General features: G+C 62.7%; 19 protein-coding genes. 13 read left to right on the top strand and 6 right to left on the bottom strand.

Annotation, left to right across the window (positions count from 1 at the left end):
- Positions 1-51: 51 nt before the first annotated feature.
- From HNP98_RS02500 to HNP98_RS02485, 4 genes are all read right to left on the bottom strand, one after another.
- Positions 52-1,317 (bottom strand): nucleoside permease, encoded by a 1,266-nt coding sequence (locus tag HNP98_RS02500; RefSeq protein WP_173808477.1) that lies wholly within the window; start codon positions 1,315-1,317, stop codon positions 52-54.
- A 46-nt stretch (positions 1,318-1,363) separates the two neighbouring features.
- Positions 1,364-1,966 (bottom strand): gluconate 2-dehydrogenase subunit 3 family protein, encoded by a 603-nt coding sequence (locus HNP98_RS02495; protein ID WP_173808476.1) that lies wholly within the window; start codon positions 1,964-1,966, stop codon positions 1,364-1,366.
- Between the two features lie 28 nt (positions 1,967-1,994).
- Positions 1,995-3,671: a GMC oxidoreductase gene (locus tag HNP98_RS02490; RefSeq protein WP_173808475.1), complete on the bottom strand. Its 1,677-nt coding sequence runs from the start codon at positions 3,669-3,671 to the stop codon at positions 1,995-1,997.
- A 277-nt stretch (positions 3,672-3,948) separates the two neighbouring features.
- Positions 3,949-4,662 carry a GAF domain-containing protein gene (locus HNP98_RS02485; protein WP_173808474.1) on the bottom strand — a complete coding sequence of 238 codons (714 nt, stop codon included), beginning with the start codon at positions 4,660-4,662 and terminating at the stop codon, positions 3,949-3,951.
- Positions 4,663-5,202: 540 nt separating this feature from the next.
- Here HNP98_RS02485 and HNP98_RS02480 point away from each other — a divergent pair.
- From HNP98_RS02480 to HNP98_RS02440, 9 genes are all read left to right on the top strand, one after another.
- Positions 5,203-6,675 (top strand): CoA-acylating methylmalonate-semialdehyde dehydrogenase, encoded by a 1,473-nt coding sequence (locus HNP98_RS02480; protein WP_246274925.1) that lies wholly within the window; start codon positions 5,203-5,205, stop codon positions 6,673-6,675.
- Between the two features lie 166 nt (positions 6,676-6,841).
- On the top strand, positions 6,842-7,126 hold the full coding sequence (locus HNP98_RS02475; RefSeq protein ID WP_317171017.1) for a GIY-YIG nuclease family protein: 285 nt from the start codon (positions 6,842-6,844) through the stop codon (positions 7,124-7,126).
- Between the two features lie 73 nt (positions 7,127-7,199).
- Positions 7,200-8,552 carry an aminotransferase class III-fold pyridoxal phosphate-dependent enzyme gene (locus HNP98_RS02470; RefSeq protein ID WP_173808472.1) on the top strand — a complete coding sequence of 451 codons (1,353 nt, stop codon included), beginning with the start codon at positions 7,200-7,202 and terminating at the stop codon, positions 8,550-8,552.
- A gap of 99 nt (positions 8,553-8,651) precedes the next feature.
- A complete protein-coding gene (locus tag HNP98_RS02465) occupies positions 8,652-8,897 on the top strand; it encodes a hypothetical protein (RefSeq protein WP_173808471.1) in 246 nt (81 codons plus the stop codon).
- 18 nt (positions 8,898-8,915) lie between these two features.
- Positions 8,916-10,289 carry a dihydropyrimidinase gene (gene hydA / locus HNP98_RS02460; RefSeq protein ID WP_173808470.1) on the top strand — a complete coding sequence of 458 codons (1,374 nt, stop codon included), beginning with the start codon at positions 8,916-8,918 and terminating at the stop codon, positions 10,287-10,289.
- Between the two features lie 124 nt (positions 10,290-10,413).
- A complete protein-coding gene (locus HNP98_RS02455; RefSeq protein WP_173808469.1) occupies positions 10,414-11,280 on the top strand; it encodes a nitrilase-related carbon-nitrogen hydrolase in 867 nt (288 codons plus the stop codon).
- 108 nt (positions 11,281-11,388) lie between these two features.
- Positions 11,389-12,714 (top strand): FAD-dependent oxidoreductase, encoded by a 1,326-nt coding sequence (locus HNP98_RS02450; protein ID WP_173808468.1) that lies wholly within the window; start codon positions 11,389-11,391, stop codon positions 12,712-12,714.
- 157 nt (positions 12,715-12,871) lie between these two features.
- Complete coding sequence (preA, locus tag HNP98_RS02445) at positions 12,872-14,263, top strand: NAD-dependent dihydropyrimidine dehydrogenase subunit PreA (RefSeq protein ID WP_173808467.1); 1,392 nt, start codon at positions 12,872-12,874, stop codon at positions 14,261-14,263.
- Positions 14,264-14,459: 196 nt separating this feature from the next.
- The gene (locus tag HNP98_RS02440; RefSeq protein WP_173808466.1) at positions 14,460-15,944 is read left to right on the top strand and encodes an NCS1 family nucleobase:cation symporter-1; all 1,485 of its coding nucleotides are present in this window, start codon (positions 14,460-14,462) and stop codon (positions 15,942-15,944) included.
- Positions 15,945-16,211: 267 nt separating this feature from the next.
- Here HNP98_RS02440 and HNP98_RS02435 read toward each other — a convergent pair whose 3' ends face one another.
- Positions 16,212-17,843, bottom strand: coding sequence for a carboxylesterase/lipase family protein (locus HNP98_RS02435; protein WP_173808465.1), 1,632 nt, complete (start codon positions 17,841-17,843; stop codon positions 16,212-16,214).
- 265 nt (positions 17,844-18,108) lie between these two features.
- Between HNP98_RS02435 and HNP98_RS02430 the strand changes: the two genes are divergently transcribed.
- The 3 genes from HNP98_RS02430 (at position 18,109) to HNP98_RS02420 (ending at position 20,194) form a co-directional block, all read left to right on the top strand.
- On the top strand, positions 18,109-18,447 hold the full coding sequence (locus HNP98_RS02430) for a YbaB/EbfC family nucleoid-associated protein (RefSeq protein ID WP_173808464.1): 339 nt from the start codon (positions 18,109-18,111) through the stop codon (positions 18,445-18,447).
- 4 nt (positions 18,448-18,451) lie between these two features.
- Complete coding sequence (locus HNP98_RS02425; RefSeq protein WP_217425623.1) at positions 18,452-19,510, top strand: glycosyltransferase family 2 protein; 1,059 nt, start codon at positions 18,452-18,454, stop codon at positions 19,508-19,510.
- A 216-nt stretch (positions 19,511-19,726) separates the two neighbouring features.
- A complete protein-coding gene (locus HNP98_RS02420; protein ID WP_173808463.1) occupies positions 19,727-20,194 on the top strand; it encodes a hypothetical protein in 468 nt (155 codons plus the stop codon).
- A gap of 181 nt (positions 20,195-20,375) precedes the next feature.
- Here the strand turns inward: HNP98_RS02420 and dnaG are convergent, their stop codons facing one another.
- Positions 20,376-22,412, bottom strand: a complete 2,037-nt coding sequence (dnaG, locus tag HNP98_RS02415; RefSeq protein WP_173808462.1) for a DNA primase — start codon at positions 22,410-22,412, stop codon at positions 20,376-20,378.
- A gap of 264 nt (positions 22,413-22,676) precedes the next feature.
- Between dnaG and HNP98_RS22300 the strand changes: the two genes are divergently transcribed.
- Positions 22,677-25,640 carry a leucine--tRNA ligase gene (locus HNP98_RS22300; RefSeq protein ID WP_173808461.1) on the top strand — a complete coding sequence of 988 codons (2,964 nt, stop codon included), beginning with the start codon at positions 22,677-22,679 and terminating at the stop codon, positions 25,638-25,640.
- Positions 25,641-25,660: the final 20 nt, after the last annotated feature.

Genomic DNA, 25,660 nt, shown 5'->3' with positions numbered 1-25,660 from the left:
TGTTAGCTTTCATTATGTGAATTACCTGAACGAAAGCTAACAGCTAAGCAATCACACCTCCAGGCGGGCATTGGCTTCGGCGTAGCTGATTGTCTCGGCCGGCACGGGGGCGTTGTCGTCTTTGAACAGCAGCACGAACACGGCCAGCACGGCGGCGGCAATGCCGGCGGGGATGAGCCAGATGGCGTGCCAGTCGTGCAGGGCCCCGGCGGTCTGGTGGGCGTCCACGATGCGGCCCGACAGCAGCGAGCCGATGAGCATGCCCACGCCGTAGGTGGCCAGGGTGATGAAGCCCTGGGCCGCGCTTTTCGACTGCTCGCCGGCCAGGTTGTCGGTGTAAATCTGGCCCGTGACGAAGAAGAAATCGTAGCAGATGCCGTGCAGCACGATGCCCGCAATCAGCATCCAGTAGGCGCTGCCGTCGTTGCCAAAGGCAAAAAATACGTAGCGCACCACCCAGGCCAGCATCCCGATGGCCAGCATCTTCTTCACCCCCAACCGGCTGAAAAACACCGGAATCAGCAGCATGAACAGTACCTCCGACACCTGCCCCAGCGTTTGCACGCCCGCCGCCGACTTCATGCCCACCTCGTTCAGGAACACGTTGGTGAAGCCGTAGTAGAACGAGAGCGGCACGCAGATGGCCACCGAGGCCAGGAAGAAAATTAGGTACGAGCGGTTTTTCAGCAGGCCAATGGCTTGCAGGCCCAGCAGGTCGCCCACGGCGACGGGCCCTGCTTGCTGCACCGGGGGCGTGGGCGGCAGCAGGAAGCTAAAAGCCCCGAGCAGGGCCGACGCGCCCGCCGCCATTTTCAGGGTGAGGTCCAGCGAGGTCAGGCCCGCGCTGTTTTTATTTTCCCAGTGCAGCCAGCCAATCGTGAGGCCCGCCACAATCCACCCCAGCGTGCCCAGCACCCGGATGGAAGCAAATTCCTTCTGCGGGTTTTGCAGCTGCCGGAAGGAGATGGAGTTGACCAGCGCCAGCGTGGGCATGTACAAAATCATGTACAGCAGGATGATGGGGTAAAAGCCGTCGAAGCTGGTGGCCCCGGCGGCGTACCACAGCAGCGCGGCCCCCGCCAGGTGCAGCACGCCCAGTATTTTTTGGGCCGAAAAAAACCGGTCGGCGATGAGGCCGATGATGAACGGCGCGACGATGGCCCCGACGGACTGCGTGAGGAAGGCCACGCCCACCTGCACGCCGCTGGTGTGCAGGTTGCTGCCCAGGTACGTTCCCAGCGTCACGAACCAGGCCCCCCAGATGAAGAACTCCAGGAACATCATCAGGGACAGCTTAAAGCGGACGGTGGCGGTCATAAAAAAGAAATTTGGGGGGCAGCGGGAGATTTTTACCAAAGATTTTTCAGGAGGTGGCCCAGGCTTTGTCGCCTTTTTTGTAGGGCACGTTGCCGTCGTAGCGCCCGGGCACGGGCAGGTAGCGCAGGGCCTGCGTTGCGCCCACTTCCGACGTGAAGTAGCCCAGCAGCGTGAGTTCCTTCATCATGCGGAAGTAGTGAGCCGGGTCGTCGGCTTTCTTATTGGCGGTGTAGGCCTTCTGCTCTTTGTCAAGGGCCGTGAGGAAAGCCGTGCGCTCGGCGGGGGTGCAGGCCAGGAAGCTCTTGCTGTACTGCTTGTTGGCCGCCTCGCTGAGCTTCGTCATGCCGTCCATGAATATATTCTGGTCGGCGGGGGTGTAGCAGTCGCGCACCATCACGTTCATGAAGCGGCCGATGTGGGCGGCCTTGGCCCCAGGCGAGGCGGCGGTAGTGGGCAAGATGGTGTCGCCTACCTCGTCGAGCAGGCGAATCTGGTCCACGTCGAGCAGGGGCCCGGTGGCGGCCACGGGGGCGTCGGCGGCGGCAGCGGGCTTGCCCGGCGAGGAGCAGCCGCTTAGAAAGAAATCGGCCCCGATGACGGTGCCGCCCATCAGGAGGGCCACGCGGGCCAAAGCATCTCTACGATCCATAAAAGTGGGATTTAGACGTTAGCGGGGCTTAAACGTTCTGTTTTTTGAGTTCGCCCACGGCGTGGTCCACGGCGCGGGCCGTGAGGGCCATGTAGGTCAGCGAGGGGTTTTGGCAGGCGGCCGAGGTCATGGCGGCGCCGTCGGTCACGTACACGTTGGGGGCGTCCCACACCTGGTTGTACTTGTTGAGCACCGACGTTTTGGGGTCGCGCCCCATGCGGGCCGTGCCCATCTCGTGGATGCCGCCGCCCAGCACGTGCCGGTTGTCGTAGGTTTTCACGTTTTTCAGGCCCGCTTTTTCCAGCATCTCCTGGGCATCTGCCGCCATGTCCACGCGCATTTTCAGTTCGTTTTCGCGGATGGTGGCGTCGATGGCCAGCACGGGCAGGCCCCACTTGTCCTTCTTGGTTTTGTCGAGGTAGGCGCGGTTGTCGTGGTAGGGCAGCGTTTCGCCGAAGGCCGTCATGCCCATCGTCCACTTGCCGGGCTCGCTGAGGGCGTCCTTAAACTCGGCCCCGATGCCCATCTCCGGAATCTCGCGGGCCCAGCCTTCGCGGCCGGCGCTGCCCTGGTAGCCAAACCCGCGGATGTAGTCGCGCTTGTCGCCGAACAGGTTGCGGTAGCGCGGCACGTAGATGCCGTTGGCGCGGCGGCCAAACACGTACTTGTCGTCGTAGCCCACGGCGTCGCCGTGGGCCCCCGCCCGGAAGTGGTGGTCCATCAGGTTGTGGCCCAGCTCGCCGCTGCTGCTGCCCAGGCCCTCGGGCCACACGTCGGTGGCCGAGTTCATCAGCACCCACGCCGAATTCAGCGTGGAGGCGTTGAGGAAGATGATTTTCGCGTGGTACTCGTAGGTCTGGTTGGTTTCGGCGTCCAGCACTTCCACGCCCGTGGCCCGCTTGGTGTCCTTGTTGTAAAGGATTTTGGTGACGATGGAAAACGGCCGCAGCGTGAGGTTGCCAGTGGCCACGGCCGCGGGCAGCGTCGAGGACTGGGTGCTGAAATACGCCCCGAACGGGCAGCCCAGCCAGCATTTGTTGCGGTACTGGCAGTTGGTGCGGCCGGGCAGCGGCTGCGTGATGTTGGCCGTCCGGCCGATGACCATGCGCCGGTGCTCGTAATTGGCCTTCACGCGGGCCGCCACGTCTTTTTCCACCACGTTCATGAGCATGGGCGGCATGAAATCGCCGTCGGGCAGCTGGGGCAGCCCGTCGCGGTTGCCGCTGATGCCGGCGAATTTCTCCACGTGGCTGTACCAGGGGGCCATTTCCTGGTACCGGATGGGCCAGTCGACGGCGATGCCGTCCTTGGCGTTGGCCTCGAAGTCGTAGTCGCTCCAGCGGTACGACTGCCGGCCCCACATCAGCGAGCGGCCGCCCACGTGGTAGCCCCGGAACCAGTCGAAGGGCTTCACCTCCACGTAGGGGCTTTCCTTCTCGTTCACCCAGTAATCCAGGTTGGCTTCGTTCAGGGTGTAGTCGCGGCTCAGCACGGGGTAGTCGGCAATCATCTGCTGGGTTTTGCCGCCGCGGTGCGGCAGCTCCCAGGGGCCCTTGTTGGCGTTCACGTAGTCTTTTACGTGCTTGATGTCGCGCCCCCGCTCCAGCATAATGGTCTTCAACCCTTTTTGCGTCAACTCTTTAGCGGCCCAGCCGCCCGAAATGCCCGAACCGATGACGATGGCATCATACGTATTTTGCTCCATGATTTTTTGGTAGGCGATGGGTGGGACTAAGCAGATAGGTAGCGCATTGTGGGCCGGCAAACAGCCGGGCAACGGCCACACAAGCCGGCCGCCGCTGCCAGCAAATATAAAAGGAAGTATTTGGCATCAATCGATTGCGCATGGCCGCGCTCCGCCGCCCGCCCAATTGCGGTAAGCGGCTCCGTAAGGACACAAATAAATGCGCACGGTTGCCGCCCTTCCGCACGGAAGTTGCCCACCACCTACCCTGGCCGAACATTAGAGCCGCCCGCGGCGGCTAGCCCTGGAACTGGTCCAGTACTTCGTGCAGGTCCTCGAGCCGCCGGCTCACCTGGGCCAGGCTATCGGCCAGCACCGGCACCTGCACGCCTTGGCGGGCAAACAGGTAGCGCACCAGGGCCGTCAGCGACTGCGTCTCGCCTTGCAGGCGCTGGCGCAGGCCGTCCCACTCCCACTCGCCCCCGCCGGGCAGGCTCCGGCAGGCGCAGCGCACGGCCACCGTTTTGCTCACTACCCCGGCCAGCCGCTCGAGCAGGCGCTGCTCGTCGGGGCTGAAAACGCGGGGCTGGCGGTCGATGATGCACAGCGACCCGATGTTGCGGCGGTCGGGCATTCGCAGCGGGGCCGCCGCGTAAAAGCGGAGGCCGTTGACCTGAGCTGCCCGGGCCGCCCGCGCCGTAATCAACGGGCTTTTCTCAACCGTCAGGTCTTGGTATACTACCGCCGTATCCTTGAGAATGGCCGTGGCACACAGCGCTTCGCTGCGCGGCTGCACGTCGTTGCCCGGCATCCCGTAGTTGGCCTTGTAATGCACCTCCTCTTCGTCAACGAGGGCGATGAGGGAGATGGGCAGGCTGAAAACCCGGGCTGCCAGCGCAACGAACTCGTCAAACACGGGTTCATGGAAAGCAGGTAGGATGTCGTAGTACCGCAGGCTATCCAGCCGTGCGGCCTCGTCGGGGGGGAGCAGCGAGGCAGGAAGTGACGACATAAGCAATGTAAAATAATTTTATCTCGCAGAAAAGTATAATTGCTTCATCGGACTATCCCAGTTCAATAAAGCCGGATGCAGCAGTCTGATTAACAGGCTTTGACTGCCTACTATCCGAATTATTTCAAATATAGCAACCGGGCGAAACTTATGCTACTGTCTTTCAAGAGTAGAGCCAAAAGATGAATTATTTTATTGAAAATACATACAGAATCACAGTAAATTCATATTAACTGGTATTAACGTCAGCATGGGATTCACACCGCATTCATTAAATCGGGACGTTTAAGTTATTCTTTCGCACGTTAAAGCTGGTATTGTACCGGACGTACCAAAATGGCGGAGCCCTCGCCACCGCGCTACCACTCGAGGGCCCCGGGGCGGCATTTTCAGCGGGTTTACCCCCCCTTTGCGGCGGGCGGCGAGAACTTTTGCGCCCTTTCGACCGGAGAAAAGTGCAAAGGGGAAAATTATTTGCGGCCGTGGTGTGCGAATTTGCGCAAAACCAGTAGCTTGCGCCCTTCACTCCACGCAATTCCCATGGAAGTCCAGACGTTGAAGTACCCGGCCATCCAAAACTACGTGGCCGGCCAAGCCACCGCCACGGCCGGCGCGGCCACGCTCGACGTGTTCAGTCCCCTCGATGGGGCCCTGCTTTCCACGGTGCCCGTGAGCGACGCGGGGGCCCTCGACGCGGCCGTGGCAGCGGCCCAGGCGGCCTTCCCGGCGTGGTCGGCCGTGCCGATTAAAGAGCGGGTGCAGATTTTTTACCGCTACAAAACCTTACTGGAGCGCGACGTGCGGGCCCTGTCGGACTTGGTGCGCGAAGAGAACGGCAAGACCTACGACGAGGCCCGCGCCGAAGTTGAAAAGGCCATCGAGCTGACCGAGTTTGCCTGCTCCCTGCCACAGCTCATCGGCGGCGAAGTGCTGGAAGTGAGCAAGGGCGTGGAGTGCCGCAGCGAGCGCAAGCCGCTGGGCGTGGTGGCCAGCATCGCGCCGTTCAACTTCCCCAACATGGTGCCGCACTGGACCATCCCCAACGCGCTGGTACTGGGCAACTGCATGGTGCTGAAGCCCTCGGAGCAAGTGCCGCTGAGCGCCGTGAAGATTGCCGAGCTGCTCAAAGAAGCCGGCCTGCCCGACGGCGTGCTGAACATCGTGAACGGCGACCGGGAAATCGTGGAGGCCATCTGCGACCACCCCGGCATCAAAGCGGTGTCATTCGTGGGCTCCACCAAAATCGCCAAGGTCGTGTACATCCGCGCCACCGGTAACCTCAAGCGGTGCGTGGCCCTGGGCGGGGCCAAAAACCACCTGCTGGTGCTGCCCGACGCCAACCCCGACATGACGGCCGCCAACGTAGCGGCGAGCATGTCGGGCTGCGCGGGGCAGCGCTGCATGGCCGGTTCCACGATGGTGGGCGTGGGGGCCATCGACCACATCGTGCGCAAGTTGGTCGAGGAAGCCCGCAAAATCGTGCCCGGCCAGAACCTGGGCGCGGTCATCAGCCGCGCAGCCAAGGCGCGCATCGAGCAGCACATCGACGAAGCCGAAGCGGCGGGGGCCAAAATCCTGCTCGACGGCCGCCACGCCGTGGTGCCCGGCCACGAAGACGGCTACTACGTGGGCCCCACCGTGATTGACTACGTGACGCCCGACATGCGCATCGCCCGGGAAGAAGTGTTCGGCCCGGTGCTGGCCATCCTGCGCACCACCACCCTGGACGAGGCCCTGGCCCTGGAAAACGCCAGCCCCTACGGCAACGCCGCGGCCGTTTTCACGCAGAGCGGCAGCCACGCCCGCTACGTGATGGACCACGCCAGCGCCGGCATGATTGGCATCAACATCGGCGTGCCGGTGCCCCGCGAGCCGTTCTCGTTCGGCGGCTGGAACGAGTCGAAGTTCGGGGCCTGCGACATCACCGGCAAAAGCTCGATAGAATTCTGGACCCAGCTGAAGAAGACCACGACCAAGTGGAACCCCGAGTCGCGGGTGAATTGGATGAGCTAGGTAGCACAGCCTAACAAAAGAACGTCATGCCGAGCGCAGCCGAGGCATCTCGCGTGCAGCAGTAATCAAACCCCGTGCAACGACGCACGCGAGATGCCTCGGCTGCGCTCGGCATGACGGCCTATTAACGTGACGTTCTAAAGATACCAACCCCTTGGGTTTCCACGTGTACATTCTCACTAACCAAGTCCGCACCGTGCTCTACACGGGCGTAACCAACGACTTGACGCGCTGCCTGCACGAGCACAGCGCAGGCCTGGGCGAGGCCGGGAAATTCACGGGACGCTACCAATGCAACCTGCTTGTTTATTTCGAAATTAGTCCTGGAGCAAAACAAGCCATAGCAAGAGAAAAGCAAATCAAAAATTGGTCCCGGGTAAAAAAGGATTTTCTCATCAACACGCTTAATCCTGGCTGGGAACCAATAGATTTACAAACCTGGAGCGGCTAGTAGATGCTCCAAATGCCAGCACGCAAGATGCCTCGGCTGCGCTCGGCATGACGTTCTAAAAAATTAACGCCTTATGGAAACCACCCTCGCTCCCGACCCGACCCAAATCCTGCACGACAACCTGGACCACACGCTCTTCTCGTGGTCGAAGCAAACGGGCCTGAATCCCATCAGCGCCGAACGGGCCGAGGGCGTGTATTTGTACGACCGCGACGGCAAGCGCTACCTCGACTTTTCGTCGCAGCTGATGAACGTGAACATCGGCCACGGCGACCAGCGCGTGACCGAGGCCGTGGCCGCCCAAATGCGCGAGCTGAGCTACGTCTATCCGGGCATGATTACCAAGGCCCGGGGCGACTTGGGCCGGCGGCTGGCCGAAATAACGGCTCCCAACCTCACCAAGGCCTTTTTCACGCTGGGCGGGGCCGAGGCCATCGAAAACGCCATCAAGCTGGCGCGGGTGTACACCGGCCGCCACAAGATTGTGACGCTGTACCAGTCGTTTCACGGGGCCAGCTACGGGGCCATGAGCGCTGGCGGCGACCCCCGCAAGTTTGCCGTGGACAGCCAGGCCATGCCGGGCGTGGTCCACGTCGAAAACCCCTACGCCTACCGCTGCCCCTGGTACTCGGATTCGCCCGCGCAGTGCGCTCAGCGCGCCGCCGACGCGATGGAGCGCATCATCGGCTACGAAAACCCGGGCAGCGTGGCGGCCATTATTCTGGAGGGCGAGTCGGGCACGTCGGGCTGCATCAAGTACCCGCCCGGCTACTGGGCCCGCGTCCGCGAAATCTGCGACAAGCACGGCATTTTGCTGGTGGCCGACGAGGTGATGAGCGGCTTTGGCCGGACCGGTAAATGGTTCGGATCCGACCACCACGGCGTGAAAATCGACCTCATGTGCATGGCCAAGGGCATCACCGCCGGCTACCTGCCCCTGGGGGCCGTAATGGTGGACGACGCCATTGCCAAATCCTTTGACGACAAGCCTTTGCCGCTGGGCCTCACCTACTCGGCGCACCCCGTGAGCTGCGCCGCCGCGGTGGCCGTGCTTGACATTTACGAGGAGGACGGCCTGCTCGAAAACACGGTGCAAATGGGGCACTACCTCGACGAGCGGGTGGCCCAACTCATGCGCCACCACCCCAGCATCGGCGATTGGCGCAACACCGGCCTCTTCGGCTGCCTGGAATTGGTAAAAAACCGCGCCACCAAGGAGCCCATGGCCCCCTGGAACGCCACCAACGACCAGATGGCGGTGATGAACCAAGTGGCCGCCAAAATCCGCGAGCTGGGCATGTACACGTTCGTGCGCTGGAGCTACATTTTCATCTGCCCGCCGCTCACCATCACCAAAGAAGAAATTGACGAAGGGTTGTCTATCATTTCAGAGGCGCTGGATATTGCGGATAAGCACGTGAATTAGTCCAACTAGCGCTATTTGAATTCAATACATTTTGGTGTTTAGTTACATTGATAACACCTCAATTCAATGGCAAAACGAATAATCACACGTATCATAACCGTGGCTTTCTTGATTGTGGTCGATTTTATTATCTATGCTGCTCTTAGCATTGCGCTAATGAATTATGACGACAAACATGATGATTCAGAAGTTGGATACGGGAGTTGGAAAAGTATGACAACATTTGATAAAACCGCCTCCGCCCTTATGATAAGCTGGAATATTGTTAATTTAATTACAGCCGGTTTTGTAGTTTATGCGATATATAAAAAGCTAAACCCAAGTATTAAGAGCAGTATTAGCTGATTAACTTCATAAATTCCAATGCCCATCCTCCTGAAAAACGGCCGCGTGGTCACGGCCGATTCCGACGCGGTGTGCGATATTTTGGTGGAGGGCGAAATCATTGCCGCCCTTGGCCGCAACCTGCCGGCCAACGGTGCGGAGGTAATCGACTGCACCGGCAAAATCGTGGTACCCGGCGGTATCGACCCGCACGTGCATTTGGAAATGCCCTTTATGGGCACGTTCAGCAGCGACACCTACGAAACCGGCACCCGTGCCGCGCTGCACGGTGGCACCACTACAGTAATTGATTTCATTCTGCAAAAGCAGGGCCATTCGCTGCGCTCGGCGCTGGAGGAATGGCAGGGCCGCGCCACCGGCAACGCCGTGGGCGACTACGGCTTCCACATGGCGGTGACGAATTTTAACCCCGGCACGAAGGAGGAAATTAAGGAAATAATGGCTGAGGGAATTACGTCTTTCAAAACCTTCATGGCTTACAAGGGGGCCCTGATGATTGACGACGCGCAGATGGTGGGCCTGATGGCAGAAGTGAAAAAGCACGGCGGCCTCGTCACGGCCCACGCCACCAACGGCGACCTGATTGATACGCTCGTGGCCCAGCACCGGGCCCAGGGCCTGCTCACGCCGCTCTACCACTACCGCTCGCAGCCCGAAGTGACGGAGGCCGAAGCCTCCGGCCGCTTCGCCGACATCGCCAATTACACGGGCGTGCAGGCCTACATCGTGCACCTGACCTGCGAAGGGGCCCTCAACCAGGTGCGCCGCGCCACCGAGCGCAACCAGCGCGTACTGGTCGAAACCTGCATCCAGTATTTATTGCTGGACGCCTCGCGCTACGAAGACGCGGCCAAGGGGGCCCAGGTGGTGATGTCGCCGCCGCTGCGCGAGAAAAAGGACCAGGCCACACTCTGGGCCGGCATCAACCAGGGCCTGGTAAATGTGCTGGGCACCGACCACTGCCCGTTTATGTGGGAGCAGAAATTGCTGGGCAAGGAAGATTTTTCAAAGATTCCGAACGGCCACCCGGCGGTGGAGCACCGGGTGGAATTACTGTTTTCCGAAGGAGTGAACAAGGGCCGGATTACGCTGAATAAATTCGTGGAAATAACGTCCACCAACGCGGCAAAAATCTTCGGTATGTTTCCCCGTAAAGGCACCATCAGCATCGGGGCCGACGCGGATTTGGTAATTATTGACCCGAATAAAACGCATATAATTTCGGCCGCCACGCACCACATGAACTGCGACTACTCCGCCTACGAAGGTTGGGAGCTGACCGGTAAAGTTGACACCGTGCTGCTGCGCGGCAAAGTGGCCATCGACGCCGGCAAGGCCAAAGTTGGCAGGGGCTACGGACAGTTTATTAGGCGCGGCAAACCCAACTTTTAGCGCAAGGTTTCGCGAAGTTTAAGGTTAAGTTTCGCTAAGAAATAGTCGGTTAAAACTTTGCGAAACTTAACTTTAAACTTCGCGAAACCTTGCGCTAAACTGATTTCACTTACAACCATCCATCATGTCGAGAATCATCAAATCCGGCCTCATCCAGATGAGCTTGCCACTGACCGAAGGCGAAGGCACCATTGCCGAAATCAAGGAGGCGATGGTGCAGAAGCACCTGCCGCTGATTGATGAGGCCGGCCGCCAGGGCGTGCAGATTTTGTGCTTGCAGGAGATTTTCAACACGCCCTACTTCTGCCCCGGCCAGGATGCCAGCTGGTACGCCTCGGCCGAATCGGTGCCCGGGCCCACCACCGAGCGCATGGCCGAATACGCCAAGAAGTACAGCATGGTGATGATTGTACCCGTGTTTGAGCGCGAATCGGCCGGCTTCCTCTACAACACGGCCGCCGTGATTGACGCCGACGGCACCTACCTCGGCAAATACCGCAAAAACCACATCCCGCACACTTCCGGCTTCTGGGAAAAGTTTTTCTTCAAGCCCGGCAACCTGGGCTACCCGGTGTTTCAAACCAAGTACGCCAAGGTGGGCGTCTACATCTGCTACGACCGCCACTTCCCCGACGGGGCCCGCGTGCTGGGCCTCAACGGCGCGGAAATCGTGTACAACCCCTCCGCCACCGTGGCCGGCCTCTCGCAGTACCTCTGGAAGCTGGAGCAGCCCGCCCACGCCGCCGCCAACGGCTACTTCATGGGTTGCATCAACCGCGTCGGTACCGAGAAGCCCTGGAACCTGGGCAAGTTCTACGGCACGTCCTATTTCGTGGACCCGCGCGGCCAGATTTTCGCCCAGGCCAGCGAGGACAACGACGAACTGCTGGTCGCAGAATTCGACCTGGACATGATTGACGAGGTGCGCTCCACCTGGCAGTTTTTCCGCGACCGCCGGCCGGAGACGTACGAGAAGCTGGTGGAATTGTAGCGGGAATTGTGAGTTCTGAATTATGAGGTATGAGTTGGCTTTGCAGCCACTTTGGCTTGCGATTTTTAACTCAGAACTCATAATTCAGAACTCATAATTTAAAAAGCTATGGCCGAATTTTCTACCCCTACTACCGAGCAGCAATTCGCGGAGAATTTCGCGCAGCTCAAGCCGCTGATGAACCGGACGGAGGCGTTGTACGAAAGCTCGCGCTGCCTGTTTTGCTTCGATGCGCCGTGCATTCAGGCGTGTCCGTCGGGCATTGACATTCCGCAGTTTATCCGGCAGATTAATTCGGGCAACGACACGGGGGCGGCGCGCACGATTTACGAGGCCAACTACTTCGGCAACGCCTGCGGCAAGGTGTGCCCCACGGAAGTGCTGTGCGAAGGAGCCTGCGTGTACAACTTGCAGGAGGTGAAGCCGATTGAGATTGGCCGTTTGCAGAGTTTTGCGACCACAAAGGTGATTAAGAGCGGCGAAAAGCTGTTTGGGCCGGGCGTGGCCAATGGAAAAAGTGTAGCTGTAATCGGCGCGGGCCCCGCCGGTATTTCAGCGGCTTGCGAACTACGGGTCCTGGGCTACGCGGTGGACGTGTTCGAAGCCAAGGCCCAGCCCTCGGGCCTGACGGTATACGGCGTAGCACCCTACAAAATCACGAACGAAGAAACGCTGGCCGAAATGGCCTACTTACAAGCACAGTTTGGCTATGCTACCCATTTTAATTCGCCCATTAATTCGCGGGCAGAATTGGCAGCCTTAGAGAATAAATACGACGCTATTTTTCTCGGCATCGGCCTGGGTTCAACCAATGTGTTAGGCTTGCCCGGCGACGGCAAAATCAATTGCCTGGGGGCCGTGGAATTTATTGCGGAGTTGCGCCAGCACCACCACGCAATAAAAGTGGGCCGCCGGGTGGTGGTACTGGGCGGCGGCAACACGGCCATGGACGCGGCCTCCGAATCGGCGCGGATGGGCGCGGAAAACGTGGTGATGGCCTACCGCCGGGGCAACGCAGAAATGGGGGCCTACGCCTTTGAATACGACCTGGCCAAAAGCGTGGGCGTCAAAGGCTTGTTCAACGTGTCCCCGGTGGCAATACTGGGCGACGGCTACGTAACGGGGGTTCGCTTCGTACGCACGGCCACCGCGGGAGACCGAGTGCACGAAGTGGCCGGCTCGGAATTCGTGGAGCCGTGCGACATGGTCATCATGGCTACCGGCCAGGCTAAGAAAACCGGGTTTCTGGAGTTAATTCCGGGCTTACAGCTCGACGGGAAGGGCCGCATCGTGGCCGATGCGCAGACCGGGCAAACTACTAACCCCAAATATTTTGCCTCCGGCGACGCCCGCAACGGTGGTGCGGAGGTGGTGAATGCAACGGCCGAAGCGAAGGTAGCGGCGCGGGGAATTCATGCTTATTTGAGCAAATAATTCTACCGGCAGGAAATAGCGCGGTCATGCTCGTCTGGCGTCCGCGCAGCCGGAGCATCTTTCCCGTAGCAGTAATCAATTATTTAGTCAGTGATAGAGATGCTTCGGCTGCGCGGACGCCAGACGAGCATGACGTTCAATTGAGACCAAGATTCCCATGCCCGACCTCTCCATCAATTTCGCCGGCATCAAAGCGCCGAATCCGTTTTGGCTGGCTTCGGCCCCGCCCACCAACTCCGGCTACCAGGTGATGAAAGCCTTCGATGCGGGCTGGGGCGGCGCGGTGTGGAAAACGCTGGGGGTGCCGGTCGTGAACGTGTCGAGCCGCTACGGCGGGGTGAATTACCGCGACAAGCGGCTGGTGGGTTTCAACAACATCGAATTAATTTCCGACCGGCCCCTGGCCGACAACCTGCGCGAGATTGAGGAGGTGAAAAAGCGGTTTCCTAACCACGCCGTCATCGCCTCGCTGATGGTGCAGAGCCGGCAGGAGTGGCACGACATCGTGCGGCAAAGCCAGGACGCGGGGGCCGACGGCTTCGAGCTGAATTTCGGCTGCCCGCACGGCATGTGCGAGCGCGGCATGGGCTCGGCGGTGGGCCAGGAACCCAAGGTGTTGCAGATGATTGTGGAATGGGTGATGGAAGTGGCCACGAAGCCCGTCATCGTGAAGCTGACGCCCAACATTTCCGACATCACGGAGCCGGCCCTGGCGGCGCGGCGGGCGGGGGCCAACGCCATTTCGCTCATCAACACGATTCAGAGCATTGTGGGGGTCGATTTGGACCGCTTTGCCCCCTACCCCGTCGTGGACGGCAAGGGCACCAACGGCGGCTACTGCGGCCCGGCCGTGAAGCCCATTGCCCTGAACATGGTGAAGAACTGCGCCCAGCACCCGGGCATTAAATTACCCATCTCGGGCATCGGCGGCATCGAGAACTGGCGCGACGCGGTGGAGCACATCCTGCTGGGGGCCAGCTCGGTGCAGGTGTGCACGGCGGCCATGCACTTCGGCTTCGGCATCATCCGGGAAATGGCGGCGGGCCTGACCCAGTACATGACGGACAAGGGTTTCCAGACCATCGACGACATGGTGGGCCGGGCCCTGCCCAACGTGCTGCACTGGGAAGACCTGAACATGAAATATAAAGTGACGGCCAACATCCACGCCGAGAAATGCATCGGCTGCCAGCTGTGCTATACCGCCTGCGAGGACGGGGCCCACCAGGCCATCCGGCTCAACGCCGGCACGCGGGTGCCCGAAATCATCGAGGAAAACTGCGTGGGCTGCAACCTCTGCTCGCTGGTCTGCCCCGTGGAGGAGTGCATCACGATGGAGCGCACCGACGACGGCACGCAACGCCTTACTTGGAAGGAGCGCACGGCCGCCGGCACCATCCCTACCGAATTCAACGACGAGCGGGCCGGCGGCCGCCACCACTGGGTGCCCGCGCCGGCCGCCGCCCTGGGCAAGGAGCGCCACAAAACACTGCCCGGCAAGGCCCGCCTCATCAGCGGCGAAACGCAGGTGCCAGTGACGGGGGAATGAGCTATCTAGGAGTTTTTGAGAGCCTTTAGGCCGTCATGCTGAGCGCAGCCGAAGCATCTCTACCGCCGACTAATTCAATCGTTCAACGACGCGGTAGAGATGCCTCGGCTGCGCTCAGCATGACGGCCTAAATTTTTTTGTAATTTCCTAAATTGCCCTAGATGCCATTGCCCAGCCCCCGCTAATCTCACTCCTCATGATTAACGCCCCCGAACTGCTGGCCCCGCCCTACGCCGCCGGCCTCACCAGCCCCGACCTGGCCCCGGTGGGCCCCGCGGCCCGCACCTGGGGCACGGGCAACTACGCCGCGCTCTGGATTAGCATGAGCCTGTGCATCCCGACCTACATGCTGGCCAGCTCGCTCATCGAGGGCGGCATGAACTGGTGGGAGGCGGTGGGCACCATTTTTCTGGGCAACACGCTGGTGCTGGGGCCCATGCTGCTGAACGGCCGGGCGGGGGCCCGCTACGGCATCCCGTTTCCGGTGCTGGCCCGCGCCAGCTTCGGGGTGCGCGGGGCCAACGTGCCGGCCCTGCTGCGGGCCCTGATTGCCTGCGGCTGGTTCGGCATCCAAACCTGGATTGGCGGCTTCGCGCTTTACCAGATGGCGGTGCTGTGGGTGCCGGGGCTGGCCACGCTGCCGGCCGTGTTCCCGGCCGGCTGGGGCCTGGCCACGGGGCCAGCGCTGCTGTTTTTCCTGTTCTGGCTGGTGAACATGTACGTGGTGCACCGGGGCGTGGAAAGCATTCGCAAGCTGCTGGTGTTCAAGGCCTTTTTCCTGCCGCTGGCGGCGGGGGCCCTGCTGTGGTGGGCCGTGGCGGCCGGGCACGGGCTGGGGCCCATTTTGGCGCAGCCGAGCAAGTTTGCGACGCCGGCGGCGTTCTGGGCTTTCTTTTTTCCGTCGCTCACGGGCATGGTAGGCTTCTGGGCCACGCTCTCGCTCAACATCCCCGACTTCACGCGCTACGCCGTGAGCCAGCGGGCCCAGCAGGTGGGGCAGGCCCTGGGGCTGCCCGCGTCGATGACGCTGTTTTCGTTCGTGGGCGTGGTGGTCACGTCGGCCACGCTCGTCATCTACGGCCACACCATCTGGGACCCGGTGGTGCTGGCGGCCAAGTTCGAGAGCCGGCTGCTGGTGAGCGCGGCCATGCTGGCAGTGGCCCTCTCCACGCTGGCCACCAACATCGCGGCCAACATCGTGAGCCCGGCCAACGACTTCGCCAACGTGGCCCCCGCCCGCATCAGCTTCAAAACCGGGGGCTACCTCACCGGCGTGCTCGGCGTGCTCATCGCCCCCTGGAAGCTCATTGCCGACCCCTCGGGCTACATTTTCACCTGGCTCGTGGGCTACTCGGCGCTGCTGGGCCCCATCGGCGGCATCATGATTGCCGACTACTACGTGCTCCGCCGCCAGCAATTACACGTCGATGAGCTGTACCGCTACGACGGCCGCTACGGCTACCGCGGCGGCTTCAACCCGGCGGCGCTGCTGGCCCTGGCGGTGGGCATCGTGCCCAACGTGCCCGGCTTTCTGGCCAACATCGGCGCGCTGGACAAGGCCACGGTCTGGCCCGCGCTGCTCGGCGTGTACAATTACGCCTGGTTCGTGGGCTTCTTCGTGTCGGGCGCGGTGTATTTATTATTGATGCGGCCGGCAGCGGGGCGGCTGGCGGCGGCGTAGGTATGCGGGGGGGGAACCTTGCGAGCCCCCGGCGGGTCGCCCCGGGGGAACCTCACCCCCTAGCCCCCTCTCCAAAAAAGAGGGGGAATTAGTTTTTAGCCTTAGGCTCTAAGCATTAGTTTTTTAGAACTAGAGCTAGTTTCCCCTCTTTTTTGGAGAGGGGGCTAGGGGGTGAGGTTCCCCGAGGGCGACCCGCCAGAACTTGACGGCTCCGAGGGCCGGGGTGGGGCCTCCCAGCCGGCGCAAGCAGCCACCTATCAGTTCAAGTCACTTTCCCATTTGCTGGTCCAAGAATAAATAGCGGGCCCGGTGCTGCTCCTGCTCGGCCTGGGTTTTCACGTCCAGGCGCAGGAATTGCGCGTCGGTGCCGGGCTGCATCACGGGCCACTTGGGCAGGCCGGGGCCGTTGGGGTTGCCGGTTTTGATGAAGTTGGCGAAATACTTTTGCATGGTCTCCGACACCTGGAAGTCCTCCGGCGTCCAGGCATATACCTTGTTGGTGGGCAGGTTGCCCAGCGCATATTCAATTTCCGCCGAATGCACCGCGCCCTTGGCCGGCGGGGCTTTGGGGGCCCCCGCGGGCTGCTGCACCACGCCGCCCGCCAGGCCGGCGGTGGCGTTGCCCATTTCGGGCGTCATGGCCGGGCGGGGGCGGGCGAAAAGGTAGCGGTACACCGGCTGGCCGCCGGTTTGGGCGTGCACGTCGGCCCACTTCCAGGTGCCGTAGGCGATGAACCGGTCGCTGGCCAGGTCGGTGGCCGCCTGCTCGGCCTCGGCGGCCGTGGCGGCGGGGTACAGCTTCAGGACTTCCTCGGCGCGGGGGCCGTACAGCTTCTGCACCGCTTGGCGGAAGCCTTCCGGCGTGGGGGCCGCCGCGCCCAGCACGCCCTGGGGCCCCGATTCCTGCGAGTTCCAGCCCACCAGCAGCGGCACGTGCGCCTGCTGGCCCGCCGCGAAAATGGCCGCGGGCGACTGTGGGAAAAAGTACCCGTCGATAACCGCGCTAAAGCGCGGGGCCCCGGGCTGGCCCGTGGCCTCCAGCAGCTGCTGGGCCGGCAGGGCCCGCAGCGCCGCCAGCGACGGAGCCCCCAGGCCGGCGGCAAACGCCGCCCCGGTTTGCTCGGCCGTGGCCAGCGGCGCGGGCCCCGGGCCCGAGGTCAGCAGCGAGCCGCTTTCGCCAATGGCCCGCGCAAACAGCGTTTTCGACAAGGGCGAGGCCATTTGGGCGCTCACCGAGTACGAGCCGGCCGACTCGCCGGCAATCGTCACCTGCGCGGGGTCGCCGCCGAAGGCCGCGATGTTTTGCTGCACCCAGCGCAGGGCCGCGCTCTGGTCGAGCAGGCCGTAGTTGCCGGCGGCGTGGTTCGGCGATTCCTGGGCCAGCTCGGGGTGCGCGAAGAAGCCGAAGATGCCCAACCGGTAATTCACCGTGACGGCCACCACGCCCCGGCGGGCCAGGGCCTCGCCGTCGTAGCGCGGCTCGGAGCCGTCGCCGGCCACGAAGCCGCCGCCGTAGAAATACACCAGCACCGGCAGCTTCTGCCGGGCGGTTTGGGCGGGGGCCCACACGTTCAGGTAAAGGCAGTCCTCGCTCACCCCGTTCGAGCGAAAGTTCATGTCGCCGAACAGCGGCAGCTGCATGGCGCGGGGCCCGAACTGCGTGGCCGGGCGCGCGGTGGTCCACTTTTGCACGGGCTGGGGGGCCTGCCACCGCCGGGGCCCGACGGGGGCCGCCGCGTAGGGCACGCCCCGGAATTCGCGGATGCCGCTGGCGGCCGTCAGGCCTTCAATGGGGCCGGAAGCGGTTTGCACCCGGGTAGTGGCGGGGGTTTGCGCCTGGGCCCGGCCGGCCGGTAGCAGCGACGCACTCAGGAGCGCGAGAACAATCAGAAGTTTCATGGGCGTGACAAAGAGAGGTGGGAGGCGCGAAGGTAATCCGCTCGTTTGCGCAAATAGTACCTTTGTGCGCCCGCGGCCCGTACCACGGAACAAGGCGGTGGGCCGGGAGCGGGGGCCGAACCCCGATTTTAGTGGTTCGCCAAGAAACTTCGGGCGCGGCAAGTGGCTTGTACACGCGGGCGGCGGGCCGGGGCGCGGGCCCCGCTCCCGCACCAATTATTTTTTTCAAAACCGCATTTAATTCGCCCTCGGGGCACTTTTCAGTATGGCATTCGACATGATGGGCATGATGGGTAAGGTGAAGGAGCTGCAAGAGAAAATGCAGCAAGCCCAGCAGGAATTGCAGCACCTCACGGCTACCGGCGAGGCTGGCGGGGGCCTGGTGCGGGCCACCGCCAACGGCGAGCGCAAGCTGCTGAAAATTGAAATCGACGAGAGCCTGCTCACCGCTCAGGACCGCGACATGCTGGCCGACCTCGTGGTGGCCGCCGCCAACAAGGCCCTCGAAACCGCCGGCGAGCTGGCCCGCCAGGAGCTGCAACGCAAAACCAGCGGCCTGATGCCCAACATCCCCGGCCTCGACCTGGGCAACTTTGGCGTCTGAGCCGTTGGCGGTCAACCAACCGTTTCCCGGCCGGGCGGGCGCGTGCGCCGACGTGGCCATCGTCGTGCTCAACTGGAACGGGGCCGACTTTTTGCGGCAATTTCTGCCCGGCGTGGTGGCCCACGCCGACGGGGCCCGCGTGGTGGTGGCCGACAACGCCAGCACCGACGACTCGGTGGCGCTGCTGGCCCGCGACTTCCCCGCCGTGGAGCTGCTGCTGCTGGAGCGCAACTTCGGCTTCTGCGAGGGCTACAACCAGGCCCTGGCGCAGGTCGAGAGCCCGTATTTTGTGCTGCTGAACTCCGATGTGGCCGTGACGCCGGGCTGGCTGCGCCCGCTGCGGGCCCTGCTCGAAAGCCGCCCGCGCGCCGCCGCCGTGCAGCCCAAAATCCTGGCCCACGCCGACCCCACGCGCTTCGAGTACGCCGGGGCGGGCGGCGGCTACCTCGACCGCCTGGCCTACCCCTTTTGCCGGGGCCGGCTGTTCGACACCACCGAAGTGGACGCCGGCCAGTACGACGACCCGCGCCCCGTGGCCTGGGCCAGCGGGGCCTGCTGCCTGGTGCGGGCCAGCGCCTGGCGGGCCCTGGGCGGCCTGGAGCCGGCATTTTTTGCCCACATGGAGGAAATCGACTTCTGCTGGCGGCTCCAGAACGCCGGGCACGAGGTGTGGTACCACGGCGGCAGCGCGGTGCACCACGTGGGCGGCGGCACCCTGGCCAAAACCGACCCCCGCAAAACTTACCTCAACTTCCGCAACGGCCTGGCCCTGCTCTACAAAAACGCGGCCCCCGGCGAGCTGGCGGGCCCCCTGGCCCAGCGCATCGTGCTGGATTGGGTGGCCGGCCTGCGCTTTTTGCTGGGCGGCCAGGCGGCCGAGGCCCGCGCCGTGGCCCGCGCCCACTGGCACTTTTTCCAGAAGCGGGCCTACTGGCGGCAGCAGCGCCGCGCGGCGCGGCCGCACCTGCGCACGGCGGAGCGCCCCGGAAATCTAGCCATCAGCATAGTGTGGGCCTACTTTGGGCGAGGAAAACGTAAATTCTCGGAATTAAGCGGTAAATAGGACTGTTTTTGCATTCTGGCGCAGCTGTTGCAGTGCGGTCTGGCGTACCGGTGGGCCGCCCCCGGCCGTGGGCTCCAAACCCTTTTGGCGCTGCAATTCAAGAATACCCTCCCGGCCATCTGCCCGGCGGGGCCCGACCACACCCGCCTTCGGGGGTGCGGGGCCCGTTTCACTGCTTCCAACACGCTAACGCTAATTATCAAACCCACCCCGCTCATGATCTCAGCTCTCCGCTCCTGCTTTTTCGTGCTGCTGGCCACCATGGCTTTGAGCAAGCCGGCCCGTGCGCAGGTCCTACCGGCCCCTGCGCCCGCGCCGACCACCGCGCCAGCGCCGGACACCCCCCCCGCGGCCGACGCCCCGGTGACCCTTACCGGGCGCGTGGAAACCGTCAAAGGGCCCCTGGGCGGGGCCGTGGTGAAGCTGGTACGCGCCAAGAAGTCGTGCGTTACCAACGCCGAGGGCACCTTTGTTTTCATCGTGCCCGCCGACGCGGGCCCGTTTAACGCCGTAGCCACCTACACCGGCAGCCCCGACGTGCCCTTCACCCTCCAGCCCGGCGGGGCCCCGGCGGTGGTGAAGCTGGCCACGCCCAAGCTCGGCAAAGCCGCCCAGAAAGACCTCAATTCCTCCATCAAGCGGGCCAAGCGCGACAGCAAACGCTCGCTGCGCCAGCTCAAGTAGCAGCGGGCAGTGGACTGTCGACTGATATCTCCGCCGCGAAACGGTTTGCGGGACTGGGGTAGCGCCGCGACACTTCGCGTCTCAGCGTTCGCGCCGTTTGCCCTTCGTTCAACGGCGAGACGCGAAGTGTCGCGGCGCTACCCCTTTCCACTGCGCGACGAGGCCAACTACTTACCAGAGCCTACGCCCCACGCGGGATGACCGTGCCCAGCAGGCCGGCCAGTTGGTTATCGAGCTGCTTTAAGTCCTTGATGGCCCGCAGGTTCTCGAACAGTTCGGCGTCGTCGAGCATCGGTTGGCGCAGGGCTTCGAGGCGGCGGTTCAGCTCGCGCTGCACGTGGCACTTGTTGAGGCGCAGCACGGCGTTGTCGCAGGCCACCTTGGGCAAGTCCACTTCGTTGAACACGTAGATTTCCTTCACCCGCCAGTTGGGGCTAATGTCGTAGCGCTCGGTGGCCAGGTCCGACACCAGGCTGCGCAGGTCGGCCCGCTCGGTTTGACCCAGCTGCCGCGCCTCGGGGAAGCGGCCGGCCAGCAGCTCCTGGCGGCACAGGGCCCACAGCTCGGCGTAGAGGGGTGTTTTGAGCGGGGCTTCTTCCAGCTGGCCCAGCAGGTACTGGGCCACGCTCACGTCGGTGTCCACCGCGCGGGCGGCGTGCAGCACCAGCAGCCGCAGCACCTCCCGCTCGCAGAGCTGGAGCAAATCGACAGCTTCGGCATCTTCGGCTTCGGCCGGCGGCGCGGCCACGGCGGGGGCCCCCGGCTCGAAAGCGCCGTACATGGCGGCCTCGGCTTCTTCCTCGGGCGTGAGGGGGCGGGTGGCGGCCACGGGCGCGGCCGGGCGGGCGCTGCTGCCGGCCGGGGCCTCGGCGGGGCGCGGGGCCCCGGGGGCCGGCCGGGCCAGCTTGTTGTACTCGGTGATGAGCACCTGCTCGTCGATGCCGAACGCCACCGACGTCTGCTGCAAAAACACCTGCCGCTTGATGGCGTCGGGCACCTTGGCGATGCTGGTGAGCACCTGCCGGATGGCCTCGGCCTTCTTCACCGGGTCGCCGGCCGCGTCGCGGGCCACGAGGGTGGTTTTGAAAGTGATAAAGTCCTGGCTCTTCGTTTCGATGTACTCCGCAAACTGCTGGTCGCCCACCTTGCGGATGTAGCTGTCGGGGTCGTCGCCGTCCGGGAACAGCACCACGCGCACGTTCAGGCCCCCTTCGAGCAGCAAATCGGTGCCGCGCAGGCTGGCCTTGATGCCGGCCGCGTCGCCGTCGTAGAGCACCGTCACGTTGTCGGAATACCGCTTGATGAGCCGGATTTGGCCCTCCGTAAGCGACGTGCCCGACGAGGCCACCACGTTCTTGATGCCGCCCTGGTAGAGGCTCAGCACGTCCAGGTAGCCTTCCACGAGGTAACACACCTCCTGCGTGCGGATGGCCTGCCGGGCCTGGAACAGCCCGTAGAGCACGTCCGACTTGTGGTAAATCTCCGACTCGGGCGAGTTGAGGTACTTCGCCATCTTGTCGTCGCGCTTCAGGGTGCGGGCCCCGAAGCCCACCACGCGGCCCGAAATGTTGTGGATCGGGAACATCACGCGGCCCCGGAACCGGTCGTAGCGCCGGCCGGTGTCGTGCCCCTGGTCGTCCTCGCGCTTGACGACGAGGCCCGTTTTTTCGAGGTATTTCAGCTCGTAGCCGGCCGCGGTGGCACTCTTCAGCAGGTCGTCCCACTGGTCGAGCGAATAGCCCAGCTCGAATGTCTGGATGGTGGCCAGGTTCAAGCCACGCTCCTTGAGGTAGCCGTAGCCCACGCTCATGCCTTCCTCGGTGTTTTGCAGCAGGCGGTGGTAGTGGTCCTTGGCCCAGTTGGAGACGATGAACTGCGAGTCCCGCTCGTTCTGCGCCAGCTGCTCCTGAGGGGTTTTTTCCTCCTCCTGAACGGTGATGGCGTACTTCTTGGCTAGGTACTTCAGGGCCTCCACGTAGGACGTGCCCTCGATGTCCATCACGAACTGCACCACGCCGCCGGCCTTGCCGCAGCCGAAGCACTTGTACAATCCCTTGGCCGGGTTCACCGAAAACGACGGCGACTTCTCGTTGTGGAACGGGCAGGGGGCCCACAGGTTCTGGCCCTTGCGCTTGAGCTGCACAAAATCGCCGACGACCTCCACGATGTCGGCGGTTTGGATAATCTGGTCAACTAACTCTTTGGGAATACGGGCCACGGTACTGGATTAGGGTTCCCAAATTTACACCTGGGCGGTTCGGTTGGGTTTCTGGCCGCAAAACGGATGTAGAGACGCATCCTTGCGTCTCCGGCTTGAACATCAGGGATGAACGATGTTTGGGCAAGTCGTTCACGCCTGACGTTCAAGCCGGAGACGCAAGGATGCGTCTCTACACCGGGCCGCCCCCAACGTAACCCGCGGCTTGCATTTCAACCCCTAAGCGCAGGCGTTACCTTTGCCGGAAGTACCAACGCCAAGCCAATGCCCGCCTACCGCCCCGAAGAGATTGAGAAGAAGTGGCAAGCCCACTGGAAAACCCACCAGACCTTCAAGGCCGACAACCACTCCAGCAAGCCCAAGTACTACGTGCTGGATATGTTCCCCTACCCGTCCGGGGCGGGGCTGCACGTGGGGCACCCGCTGGGCTACATCGCCTCCGACATCGTGGCCCGCTACCAGCGCCTGCAAGGCCGCAACGTGCTGCACCCCATGGGGTTCGACTCGTTTGGCCTGCCCGCCGAGCAGTACGCCATCCAGACCGGCCAGCACCCGGCCGTGACCACGGACAAGAACATCGAAACCTACATCCGGCAGCTCCAGCAGCTGGGTTTCAGCTACGATTGGAGCCGCGAGGTGCGCACCTCCGACCCCGATTATTACAAGTGGACACAGTGGATTTTCCTCCAGCTGTTCAATAGCTGGTACAACCTCGATACCGATAAGGCCGAGCACATCCGCACCTTGCAGGCGAAGTTTGCCGAGCACGGCAGCGCGGGCATCCGCGCGGCGGGCGAGGCCGAGGACCGCCACGAGTTTTCGGCCGGCCAGTGGCAGCTGATGGGCGAGAAGCAGAAGCTGGCCGCCATCCTCCCCTACCGATTGGCCTACCAGCAGGATACCTACGTGAACTGGTGCCCGGCGCTGGGCACGGTGCTCAGCAACGACGAGGTGAAGGACGGCCTCTCGGAGCGCGGCGGCTACCCCGTCGAGCGCCGCCTCATGCCGCAGTGGAACCTGCGCATCACCGCCTACGCCGACCGCCTGCTCCAGGGCCTCAACACCCTGGACTGGCCCGACGCCGTGAAGGAGATGCAGCGCAACTGGATTGGCAAGAGCATCGGGGCCGAAGTCACCTTCCCGGTACAGGGCCACGAAGGCGCTGATATTAAGGTATATACCACGCGGGTTGACACCATTTACGGCGCCACATTCCTGGTGCTGGCCCCCGAGCACGAGCTGGTGGACACCCTCACCACGCCCGGCCAGCGCGCCGCCGTGGACGAGTACATTGCCGCCACCAAGCGCCGCTCGGAGCGCGACCGGATGTCGGACGTCAAGCACGTGTCGGGCGTTTTCACCGGGGCCTACGCCGCCAACCCCGTGGATGGGGCCCCCGTGCCCATCTGGCTCGCTGACTACGTGCTGGCCGGCTACGGCACCGGCGCCGTGATGGCCGTGCCCAGCGGCGACCAGCGCGACTACCTCTTCGCCCAGCACTTCGACCTGCCCATCCCGGCCATTTCGGACGCCCAAAAGGACCTCGAGCACCAGGCCGACCCCACCAAGGAAGGCCGCTACATCAACTCGGGCATCATCAACGGCCTCACTTACAAGGAGGCCACCACGAAGCTCATCGCCTTTTTGGAGGAAAAAGGCCTCGGCAAGGGCAAGACCAACTTCCGCCTGCGCGACGCCATTTTTGGCCGCCAGCGCTACTGGGGCGAGCCCATTCCAGTGTACTACAAGGACGGCACCGCCTACGGCGTGGCCGAAGCCGACCTGCCACTCGTGCTCCCCGAAATCGACGAGTACCGGCCCACCGAAACCGGCGAGCCGCCCCTGGGCCGCGCCGCCGGCTGGAAATACCGCGGCCAGCACGAGTTCGAGCTGAGCACCATGCCCGGCTGGGCCGGCTCCAGCTGGTACTACCTCCGCTACATGGACCCCGACAACGCCGACCGTTTCGTGGGCGCGGAAGCCGAGAAATACTGGGGCCAAGTGGACCTCTACATGGGCGGCGCCGAGCACGCCACCGGCCACCTATTGTATTCGCGTTTCTGGTATTTGTTCCTGAAAGATTTAGGGCTAGTAACCGGCACCGAGCCGTTCCAGAAACTGATCAACCAGGGGATGATTTTGGGCCGGTCGAATTTCGTATATCGTGTTAATGGTATTTGGGAACCCCATACTCCTTCAGAAAAAACAAATGAATCTGAACCACCAGTTTATGTCTCCGTTGCGCTTCTGAACCGCATCAATTCTAAAACTGCTTCGACAGAAGATAAAGCTTTTTTAAAAGCAAAGCTGGATGAAATCGCTGGTTTTTGGAACGTCAGAAACGAGCCAGTTACTGAATTAGCTTCTTCTGATAAACTTGATTTTCTTCACGTAACAGCTCTTCATGTTGATGTCTCTAAAGTAGATAATGACGTGCTTAACGTTGGTGCGGTCAACAAATGGGATGGCAGTAGCACACCTTTAATAGGCAATTACGTCAGTGAGCCAGACGGGCGCTTTCTGTGTGGTTGGGAAATCGAGAAAATGTCGAAGTCCAAGCACAACGTCATGAACCCCGACGATTTGATAAAGCAATATGGCGCGGATGCATTGCGGCTGTACGAAATGTTCCTGGGGCCCCTGGAGCAATTCAAGCCGTGGAATACCAACGGCATCACGGGCGTGGGCAGCTTCCTCAAGAAGTTCTGGCGCCTGTTCCATCCCGAGGACGGGACCCTGGCCGTGACCGATGAGCCCGCCGCGCCCGCCGAGCTGAAGGCCCTGCACAAGGTCATCCAAAAGGTGGCGCACGACATCGACAAGTTCAGCTTCAACACCTGCGTCAGCACCTTCATGATTGCCGTGAACGAGCTGACGGCCCTCGGCACCCGCAAGCGTGCCGTGCTGGAGCCGCTGGTCGTGCTGCTCTCCCCCTTTGCCCCCCACCTCGCCGAGGAGTTGTGGGAAGAGCTGGGCCACGCGCCCGGCAGCATCAGCCAGGCCCCCTACCCCGAGTTCCGCGAGGAACTCCTGGTGGAAGCCAACGTAACCTACCCCGTGGCCATCAACGGCAAGGTGCGCGACCAGCGCCAGTTCGCCGCCACCGCCACCGCCGCCGAAATCGAAACCGCCATCCGCGAATCCGACTTCCTCACCCGCTTCGGCGAGGGCAAGGCCGTGAAGAAAGTAGTAGTAGTACCCGGCCGCATGGTGAACGTGGTGGTGTAAGGCTATTTAATTAATTGGCC

It is taken from the genome of Hymenobacter caeli, assembly GCF_013294115.1.
In the GTDB taxonomy this organism is placed as follows: Bacteria; Bacteroidota; Bacteroidia; order Cytophagales; family Hymenobacteraceae; genus Hymenobacter; species Hymenobacter caeli.
Note: the sequence above shows the minus strand (reverse complement) of the source record. Positions and strands in the feature narration are given on the sequence as shown.